General features: G+C 67.4%; 14 protein-coding genes. 5 read left to right on the top strand and 9 right to left on the bottom strand.

Annotated elements, in window-relative coordinates; genetic code table 11:
* The first annotated feature begins 29 nt into the window (after positions 1-29).
* From recC to recD, 3 genes are read left to right on the top strand one after another with little or no spacing between them, the layout of a single operon-like run.
* Positions 30-3,206, top strand: a complete 3,177-nt coding sequence (gene recC / locus G154_RS10425) for an exodeoxyribonuclease V subunit gamma (RefSeq protein WP_019513953.1) — start codon at positions 30-32, stop codon at positions 3,204-3,206.
* Positions 3,203-6,442, top strand: a complete 3,240-nt coding sequence (recB, locus tag G154_RS10420; RefSeq protein WP_019513952.1) for an exodeoxyribonuclease V subunit beta — start codon at positions 3,203-3,205, stop codon at positions 6,440-6,442. The genes recC and recB overlap by 4 nt, the downstream gene beginning before the upstream one ends.
* Positions 6,439-8,049 (top strand): exodeoxyribonuclease V subunit alpha, encoded by a 1,611-nt coding sequence (gene recD / locus G154_RS10415; protein ID WP_019513951.1) that lies wholly within the window; start codon positions 6,439-6,441, stop codon positions 8,047-8,049. Before recB ends, recD begins: the two co-directional genes overlap by 4 nt.
* 6 nt (positions 8,050-8,055) lie before the next feature.
* Here the strand turns inward: recD and G154_RS26795 are convergent, their stop codons facing one another.
* From G154_RS26795 to G154_RS10395, 5 genes are all read right to left on the bottom strand, one after another.
* Positions 8,056-8,205: a hypothetical protein gene (locus G154_RS26795; protein ID WP_019513950.1), complete on the bottom strand. Its 150-nt coding sequence runs from the start codon at positions 8,203-8,205 to the stop codon at positions 8,056-8,058.
* 303 nt (positions 8,206-8,508) lie between these two features.
* Positions 8,509-9,984 (bottom strand): glycoside hydrolase family 130 protein, encoded by a 1,476-nt coding sequence (locus G154_RS10410; protein ID WP_023985307.1) that lies wholly within the window; start codon positions 9,982-9,984, stop codon positions 8,509-8,511.
* Positions 9,981-10,994, bottom strand: coding sequence for a hypothetical protein (locus G154_RS10405; protein WP_019513948.1), 1,014 nt, complete (start codon positions 10,992-10,994; stop codon positions 9,981-9,983). Before G154_RS10405 ends, G154_RS10410 begins: the two co-directional genes overlap by 4 nt.
* Complete coding sequence (locus tag G154_RS10400; protein WP_237742504.1) at positions 10,985-12,133, bottom strand: glycosyltransferase; 1,149 nt, start codon at positions 12,131-12,133, stop codon at positions 10,985-10,987. Before G154_RS10400 ends, G154_RS10405 begins: the two co-directional genes overlap by 10 nt.
* A gap of 180 nt (positions 12,134-12,313) precedes the next feature.
* Complete coding sequence (locus G154_RS10395; protein WP_031601330.1) at positions 12,314-13,069, bottom strand: GAF and ANTAR domain-containing protein; 756 nt, start codon at positions 13,067-13,069, stop codon at positions 12,314-12,316.
* A 291-nt stretch (positions 13,070-13,360) separates the two neighbouring features.
* Here G154_RS10395 and G154_RS26405 point away from each other — a divergent pair, with 291 nt between their 5' ends.
* Positions 13,361-13,534, top strand: coding sequence for a hypothetical protein (locus G154_RS26405; protein WP_155944845.1), 174 nt, complete (start codon positions 13,361-13,363; stop codon positions 13,532-13,534).
* A 33-nt stretch (positions 13,535-13,567) separates the two neighbouring features.
* Here G154_RS26405 and G154_RS10385 read toward each other — a convergent pair whose 3' ends face one another.
* Positions 13,568-14,692, bottom strand: a complete 1,125-nt coding sequence (locus G154_RS10385) for an acyl-CoA desaturase (protein ID WP_019513944.1) — start codon at positions 14,690-14,692, stop codon at positions 13,568-13,570.
* Between the two features lie 123 nt (positions 14,693-14,815).
* Between G154_RS10385 and G154_RS10380 the strand changes: the two genes are divergently transcribed.
* Positions 14,816-15,664, top strand: coding sequence for an NYN domain-containing protein (locus G154_RS10380; protein ID WP_019513943.1), 849 nt, complete (start codon positions 14,816-14,818; stop codon positions 15,662-15,664).
* 3 nt (positions 15,665-15,667) lie between these two features.
* On the opposite strand, the gene G154_RS10375 is transcribed toward G154_RS10380, so the two are convergent.
* From G154_RS10375 to G154_RS10365, 3 genes are all read right to left on the bottom strand, one after another.
* On the bottom strand, positions 15,668-15,859 hold the full coding sequence (locus G154_RS10375) for a hypothetical protein (RefSeq protein ID WP_019513942.1): 192 nt from the start codon (positions 15,857-15,859) through the stop codon (positions 15,668-15,670).
* 286 nt (positions 15,860-16,145) lie between these two features.
* On the bottom strand, positions 16,146-17,903 hold the full coding sequence (locus G154_RS10370) for a bifunctional serine/threonine-protein kinase/transporter substrate-binding domain-containing protein (RefSeq protein WP_019513940.1): 1,758 nt from the start codon (positions 17,901-17,903) through the stop codon (positions 16,146-16,148).
* A 98-nt stretch (positions 17,904-18,001) separates the two neighbouring features.
* Positions 18,002-19,423: a DUF4407 domain-containing protein gene (locus G154_RS10365; RefSeq protein ID WP_019513939.1), complete on the bottom strand. Its 1,422-nt coding sequence runs from the start codon at positions 19,421-19,423 to the stop codon at positions 18,002-18,004.
* Positions 19,424-19,467: the final 44 nt, after the last annotated feature.

The raw sequence follows: 19,467 nt of genomic DNA, 5'->3' as shown, positions 1-19,467 counted from the left end.
TTGTGCCCAGCCCGTTACGCTTGGCGGCGATGGCCTTGCACCTGCACCGTGCCGAGCGCACCGATGTGCTCGCCGATGGCCTGGCAGCGATGCTCGCCGAGCCGATGGCCGATCCGTTCGCCACCGAACTGGTGCTGGTGCCCGCCAAGGGTGTCGAGCGCTGGCTCGGTCAGCGGCTGGCCAATCGGCTCGGGGTGTGCGCGGGCATCGAGTTCCGCAATCCACGCTCCCTGCTGGCCGAACTGACCGGCATCGACGCAGGCGATCCGTGGGCCCCCGATGCCATGGTGTGGCCGCTGCTGGCGGTGATCGACGACTGCCTGGACGAGCCCTGGTGTAGGACGCTGGCCAACCACCTCGGCCATTTCGCCGACGGCGAGGAACGCGAGCTGCGGCTGGGCCGCCGCTACGCGGTCGCGCGTCGGCTGGCCGGGTTGTTCTCCTCTTACGCACGCCAACGCCCCGGCCTGTTGATCGACTGGGGTGACATGCCCGCCGATCTGGCCTGGCAGCGCCCACTGTGGGAGCGGCTGATCGCGCGCATCGACGCCGACCCGCCGCATATCGCACACTGCGACGCGGTCGAGAAGTTGCGCACCGCGCCGAGCGCGCTGCCGCCGCGATTGTCGCTCTTCGGGCACACCCGCATCCCGGCCACCGAGATCGAATTACTGCAGGCGGTCTCCGCGCAGCACGACCTGCACCTGTGGCTGCCCCATCCCAGCGACCCGTTGTGGCGGGCATTGGCCGGCCGGCGAGGCAGCATCCCGCGCCGCGAGGACACCGACCATCGCACCGTCGGACATCCGCTGCTGGCCACCCTCGGCCGTGACCTCCGTGAGCTGCAACGCGGCCTGCCCGTCCCGGACACCGACGAATACCTGCCCGCGACAAGCTATCCCGACACCATGTTGGGCTGGCTGCAGTCCGATATCGCCGCCGACGCGGTGCGCCCGGCGGGCCGGCGGCACGTGCGCGCGGACCGCTCCGTCCAGGTCCACGCCTGCCACGGCGCGGCCCGCCAGGTCGACGTCCTGCGTGAGGTCCTGCTGGGTCTGCTCGCCGACGACCCCACCCTGGAGCCACGCGACATCCTGGTGATGTGCCCGGACATCGAGACCTACGCCCCGCTGATCACCGCCGGATTCGGCCTCGGTGACGTCGTGCACGACGCGCACCCGGCCCACCGGTTGCGCGTCCGCCTCGCCGACCGCGCGCTGGTGCAGACCAACCCGCTACTGAGCGTGGCCGGTCAACTTCTCACGCTCGCCGGTGGACGCGCCCAGGCCAGCGAGGTGCTGAACCTCGCCGGTGCGGCACCGGTGCGGATGCGCTTCGGTTTCACCGATGACGATCTGGACACCATCACCGCCTGGGTGCGGGAGGCGAACATCCGCTGGGGTTTCGACCAGCACCACCGCCGGCCCTACGGGGTCGAATACCTGCACAACACATGGCGATTCGGGCTGGATCGCATTCTGGCCGGTGTCGCGATGTCGGATGACTCGCACGCCTGGCTGGGCACCACACTGCCGTTGGACGATGTCAGCAGCAACCGGGTCGAGCTCGCCGGGCGATTCGCCGACTTCGTCGAACGGCTCACCGACGCGGTGCGCGCCATGACGGGCAGCCGGCCGTTGGACGCTTGGCTGCAGACCCTCACCGAGGCGATCGAATCCCTGGCCCTCACCGAGGAGGACTGGCCGGCGGCCCAGGTGCACCGCGAGTTCGCCGGTATCGCGGAGAACGCGGCAGGTTCCACGGTTGCATTGCGGCTCAGTGATATTCGAGCGCTCCTCGACCGCAACCTGGCCGGCCGCCCCACCCGCGCAAACTTCCGGACGGGCACGCTCACGGTGTGCACCATGGTGCCGATGCGTTCGGTTCCGCATCGGGTGGTGTGCCTGGTCGGACTCGACGACGGCGTGTTCCCCCGCCGGGGCGTCGTCGACGGTGACGACATCCTGGCCCGCGACCCGCACACCGGCGAACGCGACACCCGCTCCGAAGACCGACAGCTCCTGCTGGACGCGATAGGCGCGGCCACCGAGACCCTGGTGATCACCTACACCGGCGCCAACGAGTACACCGGGCAGCCCCGCCCGCCCGCGGTTCCGATCGCCGAACTGCTCGACGCCGTGCGCGGCACCGCCGAATCGGCCGAGCACCCCGACACCGCGGTGCCCCGCCACCCCTTGCAGCCCTTCGATATCGAGAACGTCCGGCCGGGCCGCCTGATCCCGGACCGGCCGTTCAGCTTCGATCGCACGGTCCTCGACACCGCCGAGGCGATGGCCGGCCGGCGCAGCGCGCAGCCGAGTTTCGTGTCCGGTCCACTGCCCGACACGGCCACCGGCGACGTGTCGCTGGCCGATCTGATCGCCTTCTTCAAGAATCCGGTGAAGGGGTTCTTCCGCGCCCTGGACTACACGCTGCCCTGGGATGTCGACGGCGTCTCCGATGTCATGCCGGTCGAGATCGACGCCCTTGCGGAGTGGACGGTCGGTGACCGCATGCTGGGCGACATCATGCGCGGTATGACACCCCAGGATGCCCAGCAGGCCGAATGGCGCCGGGGCACACTGCCGCCCGGCAAGCTCGGCTGGCGGCGCGCCATCGCACTACGCGATCAGGCCGCCTTGCTGGCCGCCGAGGCGCTGCGCTACCGCGGCGGCGACGGTCAGGCCTTCGACGTCGACATCGACCTGGGGACGGGCCGACGCCTCACCGGCACGGTACCGCTGGTCTTCGGCGACCGCCTGGTCAGCGTCACCTACTCCAAGCTCGGCGGGCAACACCTGCTGGCGGCCTGGATTCCGTTGCTGGCCTTGACCGCTGCGCGCGGCGCACACTGGTCGGCGGTCTGCATCGGACGCCCACCGCGCGGCGTGCAACCCCGGGTCACGGGTTTGGGCGCACCGCAGGACGCCACGGATCTGCTGCGCGATCTGGTGTCGATGTACGACGAGGGCCGGCGTCGCCCGCTCCCGCTGCCCATCAAGACCAGCCATGCCTGGGCCGAGGCCCGCCACGTCGGCGATGATCCGCACCAGCCCGCCTCCTACCGGTGGCGCAACGAGCGCGACGACCCGGCCATCGAACGGGTCTGGGGCCGCGATGCGGCGCTGGAGGATCTCGACGGTTTGCCCGAGTACGCAGCCCGGCTGTGGCCACCGCTGCTGGATGCCGAGGAGGCGGCGCGGTGAAGACTTTCGACCTGACCGGGCCGCTGCCTGCGCCGGGCAGCACCACGGTGCTGGAGGCCAGTGCGGGTACCGGAAAGACGTTCGCGCTCGCCGGTCTGGTCACCAGGATGGTCGCCGAGGATCGGGCCGGGTTGGACCAGATGCTGCTGATCACCTTCGGCCGCGCCGCCAGCCAGGAACTGCGCGAACGGGTACGCGGCCAGATCGTCGAAGCCATCGCGGCGTTCGAGGATCCGGGCCTGGCCACCAATGATCTGCTGCGGCATCTGATCGCCGACGATCGCCACGCCCGGCATCAGCGACTGCGCGATGCCCTCGCCGGTTTCGACGCGGCGACCATCGCGACCACCCACCAGTTCTGCAGCATCGTGCTGAGATCGCTCGGCGTGGCCGGCGACAGCGACAGCGGTCTGACCCTGGTGGAGAACCTCGACGAGCTGGTGTCCGAGATCGTCGACGATCACTACCTGGCCCGGTTCGGCCAGGACGGCGACCACCCCGCGCTGACCTATCGCGACGCCCGGCAACTGGCCAAACAGGTGGTCCGCAACCCCGCCGCGGAACTGCGGCCGTCCGATCCCGATCCCGATTCCGGCACCGCCGTCGCGCTGGCGTTCGCCAGGGACGTGTTGGCCGAGTTGGAGATCCGTAAGCGGCGCAACGGAATTCTGGGTTACGACGATCTGTTGACCCGGTTGGCCGATGCGCTGGACGACCCGGATTCCGCGGCCAGGGTGCAGATGCCGCAGCGCTGGCCGGTGGTGATGGTCGACGAGTTCCAGGACACCGACCCGGTGCAGTGGCAGGTCCTGGAGCGGGCCTTCGCCGGGCAGTCCACCCTGGTGCTCATCGGCGACCCGAAGCAGGCCATCTACGGTTTCCGCGGCGGCGATATCGACACCTACCTGCGTGCCGCGCAGACCGCGGGCGACAAGCAGACCCTGGGCACCAACTGGCGCAGCGATGCCGATCTGGTCGAGCGGTTGCAGGTGGTGCTCAGCGGCGCCCAGCTCGGCGGTCCCGAGATCGTCGTGCACGATGTCGAGGCCCACCACCGGGGCACCCGGCTGGCCGGCGCCCCGCGCGACGACCCGTTCCGGTTGCGGGTGGTCTCACGCACCGGGAGCGGTACCCGCACCATCTCGATGGACCGGTTGCGCACCCATATCGGTGACGATCTGGCCGCCGATATCGGTGCGTTGTTGAACAGCGGGGCCACCTTCGACGGGCGGCGGCTGCAGGCGCGCGATATCGCGGTGATCGTCGAAACCCATCGGGACGCGCGGGCCTGTGATGCGGCGCTGGCCAAGGCCGGGATCCCGGCGGTCTACACCGGGGACTCGAACGTGTTCGCCTCCCGCGCCGCACACGATTGGCTGTGCCTGCTGGAGGCGTTCGACCAACCGCACCGCTCCGGGTTGGTGCGGGCCGCGGCGGCGACGCTGTTCTTCCGCGAGACCGCCGAAACCCTTGCCGCCGGCGGCGATACGTTGACCGATCGGGTGGCCGAGGAGTTGCGCAGCTGGGCCGGGCACGCCCGCGAGCGCGGGGTCGCCGCGGTGTTCGAGGCGGCCCAGCTGGCCGGGATGGGCACGCAGGTGTTGTCCTGGCAGGGTGGCGAGCGGTTGATGACCGACCTGGCGCATGTGACGCAGCTGCTGCAGGAGACTGCACACCGGGAGGGTTACGGCCTTCCCGCGCTACGGGATTGGTTGCGCACCCAGACCGGTGAGGACGGCGGGGCCACCGAACGCAACCGGCGCCTGGACAGTGATGCCGCGGCGGTGCAGATCATGACGGTGTGGGTGTCCAAGGGGTTGCAATACCCGGTGGTTTATCTGCCGTTTGCCTTCAATCGCTATGCACCCGAACCGAACCCGGTGCTCTACCACGACGGGGAGATCCGCTGCCTGCATGTCGGCGAGGCCGGTCCTGACGTCCTGCGCGCGGGCAAGGCCGAGGTCGCAGCCAACGACAGCCGGCTGACCTATGTGGCGATGACGCGCGCCTGCTCCCAGGTGGTGGCCTGGTGGGCGCCGTCATGGGATGAACGCAACGGCGGGCTCTCCCGGTTGCTGCGCGGACGCCGGCCCGGGCAGGCGCAGGTGCCTGCCGTGTGCTCGCCGGACCGGCTCTCCGATGCCGATGCCAGGGCGAGGTTGCAGGAGTGGGCCGATGCCGGTGGACCCGTGTTGGAGGATTCGGTGATCGAAGCCGTCCCGCCGCCCGCTCGGGTCGACGCACCGGGCGACCTCGACATCCGGCGTTTTCACCGACCCATCGACCTGTCGTGGCGACGCACGTCCTACTCGGGTCTGTTGCGTGCTGCCGAGGAGGCGCCGGTATCCAGCGAGCCCGAGATCGCCGAACTCGACGACGAGGTGGCCGATATGGCCCTGGTGGCGCCGGCCACCGGCGCGGACGTCCCGTCCCCGATGGCGCAGCTGCCCGTCGGCGCGGCATTCGGATCGCTGGTGCACGCCGTCCTGGAGACCGCCGACCCGCACGCAGGTGACCTGGCGGCCGAGTTGCTCGGCCATATCGAACGCCACAGCCCGCAGTGGCCGGTGACGGTGCCCGCTGCCGACCTGGCGGCGGCGCTGGTCCCGCTGCACGATACCGATCTGGGTCCGCTGGCCCCCGGTGTCACGCTGCGTCAGATCGGATTGGCGGATCGGCTGCGCGAGTTGGACTTCGAGATTCCGCTGGCCGGGGGTGACGGCACCGTCGGCGGGTTCGCGCGGCTGACCGACCTGGCCGCGCTGCTGGCCACGTATCTGCCCGCGGGTGATCCGATGCGTCGCTACGTCGACCGGCTGTCCTCGGGATCGCTGGGTGCCCAGCCGTTGCACGGGTATCTGTCCGGGTCCATCGACGCGGTGCTGCGTATCGACGGGCGTTATCTTGTGGTGGATTACAAGACGAACTGGCTAGGCGTGGGCGACGAGCAGCTGACCGCGGCCGACTACGGGCCCGAGCGCCTTGCCGAGGCGATGCTTCATTCGGATTATCCGCTGCAGGCCCTGCTGTACAGCGTTGTGCTGCACCGCTACCTGTCCTGGCGGCTACCGGGTTACGACCCCGATACCCACCTGGGCGGCGTGCTGTATCTGTTCGTGCGCGGCATGTGCGGACCGCACACCCCGGTGACCGACGGCAACCCGGCCGGTGTGTTCAGCTGGAAACCGCCCGCGACGCTCGTCGTCGCCATCGCCGAGTTGCTGAGGGGACCGTGACCATCGAATTCGAGGCCGCGGATATACATGTGGCACAACGGCTGACCGCCCTGGCCGGGGAGACCTCGGCCGAGGTGATGCTGGCGGTACGACTGGCGGTGCGTGCGCTGCGCGGCGGCTCGGTATGCGTGGATCTGCGAGCCGCCGCCGCGGAAGCCGGCCTGGTGGCCGAGGAGTGGTTGGCCGCCGTCGCGGCCAGCCCGTTGGCCGCGGACCCGCCCGTGTTGCGGCTGCTCGGGGACCTGCTCTACCTCGATAGGTACTGGCTGGAGGAGGAACAGGTCTGCGCCGATGTGCTGGCGCTGGTGTCCACCCGGCCGGCCGGTGAGCTTCCGGATGTGTTGCGGCTGTTCCCCGACGCGTGGGCCGAGCAGCGCGCCGCGGCCCAGCGGGCGCTGACCCAGGGGCTGACGGTCCTGACCGGTGGGCCGGGCACCGGCAAGACCACCACGGTGGCCAGGCTGTTGGCGCTGCTGGCCGAACAGGCCGCGTTGGCCGGTCGGCCTGCCCCGCGGATCGCGTTGGCCGCGCCGACCGGCAAGGCGGCGGCCCGGTTACAAGAGGCGGTCGCCGAACAGATCGGGCACCTCGACCCGCAGGATCGCACCCGCCTGCAGGGACTGACGGCGACCACCCTGCACCGGCTGCTCGGCGCCCGGCCCGACACCTCGTCGCGGTTTCGCCATCACCGCGGAAACCGGTTGCCGCACGACGTGATCGTGGTCGATGAGACGTCGATGGTGTCGCTGACCATGATGGCCCGGCTGTTGGAGGCGGTGCGGCCACAGACCAGGCTGCTGCTCGTCGGCGATCCCGATCAGCTGGCCTCGGTGGAGGCCGGCGCGGTGCTGGCCGATCTGGTCGACGGCTTGGGCACCGACCGAGTGGCCGCGCTGAGCACCTCACACCGGTTCGGGGCGCAGATCGGGACGCTGGCCGACGCGGTGCGCACCGGGGACGCCGATGCCGCGCTGGACGTGCTGACTGCCGGCGGAGATCATATCGAGTGGTCGATATCGGCCGATGGGCTGCAGGATGTGCTGTCAGCGCAGGCGCTTCGGCTCCGCGAGGCGTGTGTCCTGGGAGATATCGACACCGCCCAGGCCACCCTGGAAGAGCATCGGCTGCTGTGCGCGCACCGGCACGGGCCGGTGGGGGTGACGCACTGGAACCGGCAGGTGCAGCGCTGGTTGACCGAGGCGACCGGTGATCCATTGTGGTCGACGTGGTACGCCGGGCGGCCGATCCTGGTGACCGCCAACGACTATGGGCTCAAGCTCTACAACGGGGACACCGGGGTGACGGTGGCCTCGCCCGCCGGGCTGCGGGTGGCCGTCGGTGGCCAGACGTTCAAGCCGGGGAGGCTGTCCGAGGCGGAGACCATGTACGCCATGACGATTCACAAGGCCCAGGGCAGCCAGGCCGACGAGGTGACGGTACTGCTCCCCGCCGAGGATTCGCGACTGTTGACCAGGGAGTTGTTCTACACCGCGGTCACCCGGGCCAGGCACCGGGTGCGGGTGGTGGGCTCGGAAGCCGAGGTGCGCGCAGCGATCTCCCGCCAGGCCATCCGGGCGACGGGCCTGGGGCTGCGGTTGCGCCGGTAGGCGGTCTCAGACGGTCCGCGCAGCGAAGGCTGCGCTGGAGATGATGCCGATGGCCAGTGCCGCGGTGCCGTAGCCAAGGATGGCGGCGGCCACGACAGCGCCGACAGCGCCGGCACCGAGCAGAACCATGATGACTGCCAGGAGAACACCACTCATGTCGACCTCTTTCTTATGACTGCAATCACAATGTAGTCCACCTGGTGTGTTGAATCACAGTCATTCGGGTATCGATTCGGGGGTAGCTGATCCGTACGCGCACACCGAAACTGGCAGGTGCCGACACGATCCCGTGCGAGATTTTCCTTAGCTCGTCGTAACACCATCGCTCAGCTGGCCTAGTAAGGCGACCTAACTTTTACACCCGAGCTGATGGTGCTTCGCCCAGACGAACCGAGAGATGACGCAGCTTTCGGCTTGCCCATCGGATACACCCGATCGGCGGACACCACGGCACCGTCGTCAGCCGACAAGCGCCGCCAACAGCCGCGGCAGCGGGACGGAGGCGAACCCAATCGCGGCATCACCGATCCCGTATGGCAGCACCAGGGTGTCCGCATGTAGCAGAGCTCCGCACGAGTACACGACGTTCGGCACATAGCCGTCCTGCTCGCCGATCCCCGGGCTCAACAGTGGCGACCGCAGCCGGCCGATCATCTGCGTGGGGTCCTCCAGCCGCAGCAAAATCGCACCGATCCGGTAAGTGCGCATGGGCCCGACACCGTGTGTGAGCACCAGCCACCCCGCCGAGGTCTCCAACGGAGGGCCACAGTTTCCCAGCTGCAGAATCTCCCAGGGCTCCGACGGTCGTTGCAGGGGCGTCGCCGTCGTCCACACCGAGAGATCGTCGCTGACCGCGACGGAGTTCGACTCCCGGTCCGATCTCGACAGCGCGACGAACCGGCCCGCGATCCGACGCGGGAAGAGTGCCATGCCCTTGTTGGCGGCCGCGTCACCGACCATCGGTGTCGAAACAAAGGACCGGAAGTCCGTCGTGGTCAACAATTGCTGGCTGATCCGCGCACCATCGTAAGCGGTGTAACTGGCGTGATAGGCCACCGATCCGTCGTCCTCGACGAAGCGAACGAATCGCGCGTCCTCCATGCCGACTGATTCGGCGTCGGTGGCCGGCCACAGCACCCGTTCGGAAAGCTCTGTGGCGGAGGCGAACTCGACGGCGTATGCCCTGTCAGCTATCGCGCGCATCGACGCGATGGTCTCGTCCGAGTGGGCGCGTGTCGCTCGGTGTCGGTGTAACCGTTCCAACTGCTCATCGAGCGCGGCTCGGGTGAACCGCGCGTCGAGACCCTGTAGGACGTAGTCGGTCGCCTCATCGACGTGCCCGTCATGGAGTTCGCTTCTGAACAAGGCCGCCTCGAGCATTGTGGGCATCACCGTGCCGGATGTCGCTACCTGAGCTGTGTCGTCGACGGTCACCTCACCCATGCCGTCGATGAAGCCGGTGCGGAAGCCGACGGACGAGCGGTGCCCCTCGCCGATGCCGCGCACACTCATGACGAAGCGCAGGCAACCCGCGGGCACTTCCGACTGGTCGGGGTGCGCAACCATGCTCGGGTTACAGAGTGCGGCACCCTCGATGCTGATCTCGTTGGTGAAAGTCGCTCCCATCAACAGCATTCGATCCTCACTGAGCTCAATCCCCGGATCGAGTCGGTCGGCGAGTTCATGGGCATGCCGACCGAAGGTGACGATGAGATCGCGATGACGGCCGTCGAAGCGCGCCAACACGTCGTCGAGAGTGGCCCGAACCTGCGCGTCGTCCAGTGCCAGGATCCGCTCCAACACATTCCCGGCCCGGGAGTCATGGTCCTCGAACCCCTCGCGGCCCGGTATGAACAGTCTGGTGATCACTCGTGACGGATCCGCTGCCAACCGTTGCGTGCCTTTGGACGCCACGACGTGCTCCGCTGCGGTCACCGAGAGACACCGGCACGCCGGCGCGCCTGCTGAAAGGTCGACAACAACGCCAGGGTCGACTCCGCACCCTGATTGAGGTTCACGGCGTCAGCGTGCAGGCCGTCATATCCTCCACCGGTCTGGGGATCCCACATCAACAGACCGGCGTCATTGTCCCCCTGGAACCATGCGGCAGCCGCCCGCAGCGTATCCGGCCAGATCGCCCCGGCATCAAGTTCGGCGGCACGAACGCAGGCATCCGCCAGTGCGGACACCTCGATCGGCTGCTGGTCGAACCCGGGCCGCAGCTCACCCCGTGACCAACCGTGTGCGGGGGTGGGTGACAGATGCCCGCCGCAGGTCTCACGTTCGATCAGCCAACCCAGCATGTCCAGGCCGCGCCGACGAAGACCGCCGTCGCCGAGGACATCGCCGGCGGCGATCATCGCCTCCGCCAGCACCGCGTTCGCATAACTCAAGCGTGGCTCCGGCCAGGGCCAGCACGGGTCACCGGTCGGCGCCGGCAAACCAACGACATAATCTTCGATCAACGCTCTGGCAGCGGCATTTCCGGGTTCCACACTGAGCAACTCGGCCGCACCCAATACCGCGAAGGCCATCGCCCGGGGCCACGCCGAACGACCGTGCGCGGCGCGTTCGAACTGAACCGTCGACCGGCGACGGATCGATGCGTCGGAACTGTGAGCGGCCGCCACCCCGAGGCCCCACAGGCAGCGACCCCAGCTGTCCTTCTCCGCAAACGTATCGGTCCAACGGCCCTTGTGGTCCATACGATTACGGCAACCTCCTGTTACGGACACCGCACCGTCGAGGAATCGCAGCGCGTGCGCGGACAGATCCCTGGTGGCGTCCCCGCCCTCCGGCGCACGGCTGGTGACCACGAGGACTCGTGCCATGTCGTCCGTGCAATAGCCGTGCTCGCGCCGGGGTATCGGACCGCAGCAGTGCTCGAAGGTGCCGTGGTGATCGGAGATCGCCAGTAGATGATCGAAGCGAGGTATCAGATCCACCGCGCGTGACCGATCTTTCGAGCCAGAATTTGATGTGCCACATCTTTATACGCCGCCGAGATCACTGACCACGCCATGCCGGGTGCCATCCGACGAGCCTCGGCCGACATCGCCCCCGCCGCCCTCGGGTCGCTCAGAACAGTTCTCAGCGCCGCCGTCATCGCTGCTGGGTCGTCGTGCTCGACCACGATGCCTGCGCCGCTGCGCAGCAGTTCGACAGCGTGCGGGAACGCTGTCGCCACGATCGGTCGACCACAGGCGATGGCATCGACCAGCACCCCGGAGGTGACCTGTTCGGTGGAGTCATAGGGCAACACCACCACCGCCGAGGACTGCGCCAATGCTGTCAGCGACGCCACATCGCGATAACTGGCGTCGAAGGACACCGATCTCGCCACCCCCAGACGTTCGGCCTGCGCAGCACGCGCCTGCCGGTATGCCTCACCTTCGGCGGCGAGCACCTTCGGATGTGTTCGGCCCGCGATCAGATAGCGCGGATTGCTCGGGAGTTGCTGCAACGAAGCCATCGCATCGATGACGCGCTCGACCCCCTTGCCAGGTCCGAGCAGACCCCAGGTCAGCAACGTCGGTTGCTGGGCCCGCTTGATGTGAGTGGTTCGTGGCAGCCGCACTCCGTGCGGGATGGTGGTGATCTTGCGCCGTTCGACATCGAAGTGCGTCCGCAACCGAATCGCGGCGGCATCGGACATCACGACAACTTTGTCAGCCATTGCCACAACCGATTCGAGTACTGCGCGCTGGTTTCGAGTGGGTGTGGACGGCACTGTGTGGGCAACCACGATGGCAGGCACGGTCAATGCACCGAGAATGTCCAGCACCTCATCACCATCGGGGCCCCCGAAGATGCCGTACTCGTGTTGGATCAACGCGATATCGGCCTCACTGAGCATTTCCGCACACGCCGCAACCGAAGCCACCGACCCGTTGACCAACTCACCCACCACTCGGCCCGCGTCGTGCCGGGAGCCATCGGCGACACGGACGACGTGGACATCAGAACCGCTGGCCGACAATCCATCGGCCAGCGCAGCACTGAAATTCGCCAGGCCGCACGGTGTCGGTGGGTACGTGCTGAGAATGCTGAAACTTGGGGCTGGCGGTCCGGCCGGTTCGAGCACCGAAGCAAATGACAGCGGGGAATGGGGAAAAGCGTTCACGTCGATCCAGACAGTTCGAAGCGCGATATGTCCGGCGCAAGCGATTGCTCGGTGACGTCGACGGCGGACAGTCGACTCATCCCGGACTGGCTGGGTTCCCAACTACTCCCACGCTACACCCCCACCGCCCTGACGACCGGCTCAATGGCGGTTCCGGACCCGACGCACGGCTTCTTCGACTACTCGCTCGGCGACATCGGACAGTTTGCGTTGTTCCGACTGGCTCAGATCTCGCAGTTGATCGAATGCCTCGCCCGCAGTCCTGCCGGTTCGCGATCGGATGATGCCGATGGCCTGGTCGATGATCGGCCTGGTCGACAACGCGGCACGCAGCTGACCGGCCAGTGCACGGGCATCCGACAGAACGCGGGCGTTGTGCACGGCGACTGCGGCCGGGGCACTGAACAACTTCGCGATACCGGCAGCGGAATCGTCGAAAACACCTTTACCCCTGGCATAAACGCATAGCGCACCGACCATCCGATCGGACACGGTCAACGGCATGGCCAGGGCGCTGTGCACACCTGCCCGCCCTGCGCGCGGACCGAAATGCGGCCATAACCGTTCTCCGCCCAGTGAATTCGACCAGACCGAGCGCCGACCGTCCATCGCGGTGACTCCCGGCCCTTCCCACAGGGTCCGGTACTGCAGGGCATCGAGCTCGGCGACGAACGACGCGCTGGATGCTGACGCCACGACCCTGGCATCCGGGGGGCCGACCATGGCCAAGCCGGCACCCTCGGCTCCCGGTACCGCGCGCACTGCCGCCGCCGATACTTCCGAGAGCACCTGCTGCAGACTGAGCGTGTCCGCCACCAGACCCGCCAAGCGGACCAAACCGGCCTGCAGATCCGCAGTCGCGGCATCGTCGTCATCGCCCACGCGAAGGCCCGTCATCACCGACGCCCCCGCTGGATGTCGCGTGCACCAGCCGGTCGGGGTGTCTGTCGACCTCGCGTCGACCCTGCGCGACCCCCGAGGCGTGTAGCGTGGGCAGCACTGGAGTAACGCACGCAGCGATTGCTCGCCGCGTCGCCACCACGCGGTCGCGTCAGAATTTCCGATACCAAGATCGGTTGTACGTGCACATCTGTGCTCCAGAATCCGGCGAATGTCGAGATCATCTCGATCTCATGGCCGTCACACCGAACACTCCGCCGTTCCGGCGGTACCGAAAGGAACTCCAGCATGAGCATCCGTGAATCCATCGCACGAACGATCAAGAGTGTGTCCGCCGCTTCAAAGACCGGAGTCGGCCGCCTGACCGGTGATCGCCGCCTTCGGGACGAAGGCCACATCGAAAAGGGAAAGGACACCGTCGAGCGGACAGCGGACAGGGTTACCGAGCATTTCAAGGTGTGATTCGCTGATACCGTTGCACTGCAGGCATATTCATCACCGCGTGTGTGCACGGACATCGTCGGAACCGGATGGTCGGAACACGGCCCGGAAACCGCCGTCCGGGAGTGCGAGGCGCAAGGTGGTGCGAACCGTTTGCAGGTACTGCCGGGGTAGCGACCCGGTGACATAGTCCAGGTCGTACTTCTCACACAGCGCACGGACCCTGTGACTGATCTGCTCGTATCGGTTGCTCGGCAAATCAGGAAACAGGTGATGCTCGATCTGGTAGCACAGATTTCCACTTGAGAAGGCAAGCAATGGGCCCGCCGTGAAGTCGGCGGCTCCGAGCATCTGGCGCAGATACCACTGCCCTCTGCTCTCGTCGTCCAGCGACTCCGGTGTGAACTGCTGGACGCCGTCCGGGAAGTGCCCGCAGAAGATCACCACATAGGCCCACAGATTCCGTAGCAGGTTGGCGGTGATGTTGGCGGCCAGTGTCCGCCGCCAGCGGTGCAGGCTCAGTCCGGGCCACACCAGGTAGTCCTTGGTGATCTGACGTCCAGCCTTGGTCAGCATCGTCCGCGTGACTGCCTGCCTGTCGACCTCGGAGAGGGCACGGTCTCGCTCGGCATGCAGGCCATGCCGAGCGATACCCCACTCGAAGACGACTGCCAACAACAAGTTCCGCAACGGCTGGAACAGGTGCTCACGCTTCCAAGGCTGGTCCCGGGTCACCCGAAGCACACCGAAACCCAGATCGTCGTCCACGCCGAGCACGTTGCTGAAGACGTGGTGGCGGTAATTGTGCGAGTAACGCCACTGCCGGGACGAACCGGCCATGTCCCATTCCCACGTGGTCGAGTGGACCTCGGGATCGTTCATCCAATCCCATTGGCCGTGCCCCACGTTGTGCCCGATCTCCATGTTTTCAACGGATTTGGCATATGCCAGTGAGACTGTCCCGACCAGCCAGCCGACCCTGGATCGACTGGCTGCGATCACCAATCGCGACGCGATATCCAGTGTGCGCTGAAACCTGATGACCCGATAGATGTACGCGGCGTCGCGTGCACCCAGGGACTCCTCGATGTCCTGGCGAATCAGATCCAGCTCGGATCCGATGGCCTCGATGTCCTCATTCGTCAAGTTCGCGTATGCCGCAATATCGGAAACTGCCATGTCGATCCCGGTCCGTCGTTGGTACGGCGGCAGGGTCGGGGCCACCTCGTGAGCGTTGGTCTCAGCCTATGCCCCACGGCAGGTCTGTGCCATGCCGACATCCGGATGGGTCAGACTGGAGTCATGACCGAAACCGCCGCAACCCGTGTCGCGGTCTACCTCGACTTCGACAACATCGTGATTTCCAGGTACGACCAAGTCAATGGGCGCAACTCATTCCAGCGGGACAAAGCAAAGGGGCTCACCGATGACGCCTTGGCGCGCGCGACGGTCGATGTCGGCGCGATTCTTGATTTCGCATCGTCCTTCGGCACGCTCGTCCTCACCAGGGCGTATGCCGACTGGTCGGCAGACGTCAATGCCGGCTACCGTGAGCAGCTGGTCGGACGCGCGGTCGACCTGGTGCAATTGTTCCCCGCAGCCGCCTACGGCAAGAACGGTGCCGACATCCGATTGGCCGTCGACGCCGTCGAGGACATGTTCCGGCTTCCCGACCTGACCCATGTCGTCATCGTCGCCGGCGACTCGGACTACATCGCGCTGGCCCAGCGCTGTAAACGTCTGGGCCGCTATGTCGTCGGTATCGGTGTCGCCGGGTCGTCGAGCAAGGCACTGGCCTCGGCCTGCGATGAGTTCGTCGTCTACGACGCACTGCCCGGGGTGCCGGTTTTCGAGCCCAGCGACCAACCCAAGAAAGCGACCCGACGCACCAAGCGATCCGACGAGCCCGATCCCCAGCTGTTGGCATCTGCACTGCTCACTCGCGCGCTGCATATCGGCACGGAGAAGGATGACGTCGAATGGCTGCACAACTCGGCGGTCAAAGCGCAGATGAAACGGATGGACCCGTCTTTCAACGAAAAGTCGTTGGGCTTCAAGTCCTTCAGCGATTTCCTCCGCTCGCGCACCGACCTGGTCGAACTGGACGAGAGCTCGACGACGAGGTTGGTGCGGCTGCGCCAGGCCGACTGACGATCAGCGCGCCAGGTGGCCACCCTCGGAGTCCCATCGCGATTCGGCCGCCGAGGAGTCGCTGCGTGATCGATCGACACCGGCGGCATCGGTGTCGAGGGCTCTGGCCGTAGCTGTCCGCGGGCTGGTGTGCGCCGACAACGGACCCGTGTCTGCGTGATCACCGATAGCGCGCGGTTCGGAGATGTGCGTCATGTGCGTTCTTCCCTGCGGCCGACGCGAAAATCGCGAAAGCGCAACCAAACTCACTCGGCCACATTCCCAGTCAACGCTGATCGCCCGTGCTTGTCAACGTGTATGGTCGAGAAAGCGGGACCATCCAGGCCCTCTCGTCAGAAGGGCCATCATGGCCGACAAGTCTCCACGTCAGAGCATGACCAAAAAGTCTGGCAAATCGCTCAAGGAGAAACGCGCAGCCAAGCGTGCCGGTGCCGCCACCCACACGACCGAGGATGTGCTGCACCCCAAGAAGCGGTGAGTTTCAGCGCGCCGCCCCGTTGATCACCGGATCGGTGATCATGCCGCGCTCCACACCCCACATGGTCGCGATGGTCCGGTACTCACCGGTCCCGATCAGATGCGTGACGGCCTGTAGCAGCGGCCGGGCCAGTTCCGATCCCTTGGCCACCGGCCACCCGTAGGGGGCGGAGTCGAACACCTCGCCGGCCGGCACCAAGGCGCCGCCGCTGAGTTTGATGGCGAAACCCGTGACCGGCGAATCCGCGCTCATCGCATCGATGTCACCGGCGATCAGCGCTGCGGTCACATCGTCCTGCCTGCCGAAGACCACCTTCTCGATCGGGGCCAGCCCGGCGGCCACACATTCGTCGCTCTTGGCCGGGATCTCGACCGTCTCCTGAATTACGCTGTGGGCCACTCCCACTCGCAACCCGCATGCGGCGGTCGGATCCACCGACGATCCCGCCCGCTGCGCCCACAACGTGCCCGCCTGGAAATAGGTGACGAAATCGACCAGCTTCTGCCGGGCCACCGTGTCGGTCACCGAGGACATCCCGACATCGACCGCTCCGGCCTGCACCGCGGGGATGATGTCGTCGAACTCGCTCTCGCGGTACTCGGTGGTCAGACCCATCGTCCGCGCGACGGCATCCAGCAGATCCACGTCGAACCCGACGATCTCACCGTCGGAATTGGTGAATTCATTTGGCGCATATGGCACATTCACACCGACAACCAGGGTGCCTGCGGCCCGCACGTCGGCGGGAACCGCGGCGGCGATCGCGGGCACCGCGCCCTCGGGCCACTGTCCGGCGTCACGGGTTTCCTGCCACTTCCACACCCCGACCACACCGGCACCGACGAGCACCAGCACCCCGGCCAGCACCAGCGCCCGGCGCGGAGGCCGGCGCGACTGCGGTGCCCGCCGCCGGGCCGTGTGTCGACCCGATCCGGTGATACGCACCGGTGCCCGCAGCGCACGCGTCGCCGCGGCCGCCAGCTCGGCACCGGTCTGATACCGCTTCTCCGGTTTCTTGGCCATGCCCGTGGCGATCACCTCGTCGAACGGGGCCAGCCGGGGATTCGTTTCCGACGGTTTCGGCGTGGGCGACACCATGTGCCCGGCGATCTGCTGCTCCAGGCTGTCGGCCGGATACGGCCTGGCACCGGTGAGACATTCGTAGAGCACACAGGTCAGCGCGTAGGTGTCCGCGCGGGCGTCGGCATACCCGCCGTCGAACCGTTCGGGCGCCATGTAGGCCAGCGTCCCCAACGTGCTGCCTGCCGTCGTCATACCGGTCTCCCCCGCGGTGCGGGCCAGACCGAAATCGATGAGGTAGGCGAAATTCGCCTTGGTCAACAGGATGTTGGACGGCTTGATATCGCGGTGGATCAGACCCTGCTGATGGGCGGCATCCAACGCCGAGGCGATCTGTTCGACCACCTGTACCGCGAACGTCGGATCCAACGGCTTGCCGGTCTCGGACAACAGCTCTCCGAGCGTGCGTCCCTCGATCAGGCGCATGTCCAGGTACAGCCGGCCGTCGATCTCACCGAAACCGTGGATCGGCACCACATGCGGATCGTTGACGCCGGCGGCGGCCTGCGATTCGCGGCGGAACCGTTGCTGGAACACCTTGTCCTGGGCCATCTGCGGCGGCAGCACCTTCAACGCCACCACGCGATCGGTCTTGGTGTCGTAGGCCCGGTACACCTCGCCCATACCGCCCCGGCCGATCAGCCCCCGCAGCTGATAGTGGCCGAACGGCGTCGAGTCCACCTGTTTTCCTCTCGGCGCAGGCCTGCGGGCCTCGTGCTGTCGATCGAAGTTACATCACAGGTGGCAAAAATGTCATGACGAGACGTCATGACGTGACGTTATCCGGGCGGCAGTTGCCGCGGACCCGCATCCGAGGTCAGCTCCGCAGGCCCGTCGGATTCGCCGAGAATCAGCGTGCGCCGTGACTCGATGTGCGGCCCGTTCGCATCCACCCATTCCCGGTCCGAAGTGACCTGGCGCGGCTGCTCGGCATCCTCGGGATCGGCGTCCGACTCGACGGTCACCCGATGCGTGCGCCGCAGCGTGAAGTGGAACTCCTCGGTCTCGGTGAACACCTGGCGCAGCGGCTTGCCCACCGTCCGCGCGACGTTCCTGGAAACGTTGTCGACAGCCCCGGCCACGATCGGCGGGACGAACGGCATGATCAGCCGCGCCGCGGCGTTGGTGACCTCACCGATGACGGGCATCCCGCGCTGCGGCTCGAGCTCGGCGGAGCGCTGTACCGGCGCGGGCAGCTCGGCGTGGTCCACTCGCTCGGCCACCACCACCTCGGGCACCTCAGGCACCTCGGGCTCGACCCCGCACGCCTGCGCCACCCGGCGGCGCTGCCGCTCGGCGTCGATCTCGTTCTGCGCCGCGATCGCCATCCGCGCGCTGTTCAGCTCCTGCTCGGCCCACATCTGATCAACCTGGGCGCGCACCTGCGCCCGATTCACCGCGATCGCCGTGTCGGCCGCCGTATCGGCCTCGACCGCCGACGTGCCACGCCACCGCTTCAGCCACAGCGGCAACACCGTCAGCAGCACGAAGAAGGCGACCACCAGCAGCCGCAAGATCAAGGAACCCGGATGGTCGAGGACATAGGTGTTCATCGCCTGCCAGCGCACGCCGAGCCCACCGGTCAGGGTGTCCTGGCGCGCCTGCGCCAGCGCCTGCTCCCTGATGCGCACCTCATCGTCCAACACCGGCGCGCGGCCATCCCGGTCGGCGACCGCGGCGTCGAGGCGGCGCTGGGCGTCGTCGAGGAACGCGTCGGCGGTGCGGGCTTCCGGACCGCTACCCGGCACCCCCGTGATACGGATCTGCGGGCAGGCCGCGGACGGATTGACCTCGCAGCGAGCCACGATCAGCGCCTCGTCGCGATTGCGGTTGGCCTGGGCAACGGCGTCGTCCAGACCGGTCCGCTCGGCACGCGCCTGATCCAGTGCCGCCGTTGCCGTGGCCGCAGCCGGGGAATCCCGCGCGGTCAGCACCTCGTCGATCTGTCCGCTGAACACCGCCACCGCCGCGAGCTCACCGAGCAGCAGACCCGCCGCCACAGCGACCGCCATCCGAGCCCCGAAAGCCGTGACCGCGCCCTGTGTCACAGCCCACACCACGGCCCAGAACACGGCGCCGAACATCACAGCCGCCGCGATCACCGCGGTCGGCGGCCAGGTCGTCGAACCGGCCAGCGCCAGCCCGCTCACCAGCGCGGCCACCGCGCCGATCAGCGGCTCGCCGATTTTCTCGCCACGCATAGAGGCCCCCACAGTCTCTTTCTCGGTGCTGTGCGCCAGGCGGA

This window comes from Mycobacterium sp. VKM Ac-1816D (assembly GCF_000416385.1).
Classification (GTDB): domain Bacteria; phylum Actinomycetota; class Actinomycetes; order Mycobacteriales; family Mycobacteriaceae; genus Mycobacterium; species Mycobacterium neoaurum_A.
The sequence above is the reverse complement of the archived record's forward strand: the minus strand, read 5'-3'. Positions and strand labels throughout refer to the sequence as shown.

Excerpts from the sequence above, each read along its gene's own strand:
- G154_RS26405 (WP_155944845.1), top strand. The coding sequence starts at position 13,361 with ATGAGCATCCGTGAATCCATCGCACGAACGATCAAGAGTGTGTCCGCC.
- G154_RS10385 (WP_019513944.1), bottom strand. The coding sequence starts at position 14,692 with ATGGCAGTTTCCGATATTGCGGCATACGCGAACTTGACGAATGAGGAC.
- G154_RS10380 (WP_019513943.1), top strand. The coding sequence starts at position 14,816 with ATGACCGAAACCGCCGCAACCCGTGTCGCGGTCTACCTCGACTTCGAC.
- G154_RS10395 (WP_031601330.1), bottom strand. The coding sequence starts at position 13,069 with ATGACGGGCCTTCGCGTGGGCGATGACGACGATGCCGCGACTGCGGAT.
- G154_RS10365 (WP_019513939.1), bottom strand. The coding sequence starts at position 19,423 with ATGCGTGGCGAGAAAATCGGCGAGCCGCTGATCGGCGCGGTGGCCGCG.
- recC (WP_019513953.1), top strand. The coding sequence starts at position 30 with ATGGCCTTGCACCTGCACCGTGCCGAGCGCACCGATGTGCTCGCCGAT.
- G154_RS26795 (WP_019513950.1), bottom strand. The coding sequence starts at position 8,205 with ATGAGTGGTGTTCTCCTGGCAGTCATCATGGTTCTGCTCGGTGCCGGC.
- G154_RS10375 (WP_019513942.1), bottom strand. The coding sequence starts at position 15,859 with ATGACGCACATCTCCGAACCGCGCGCTATCGGTGATCACGCAGACACG.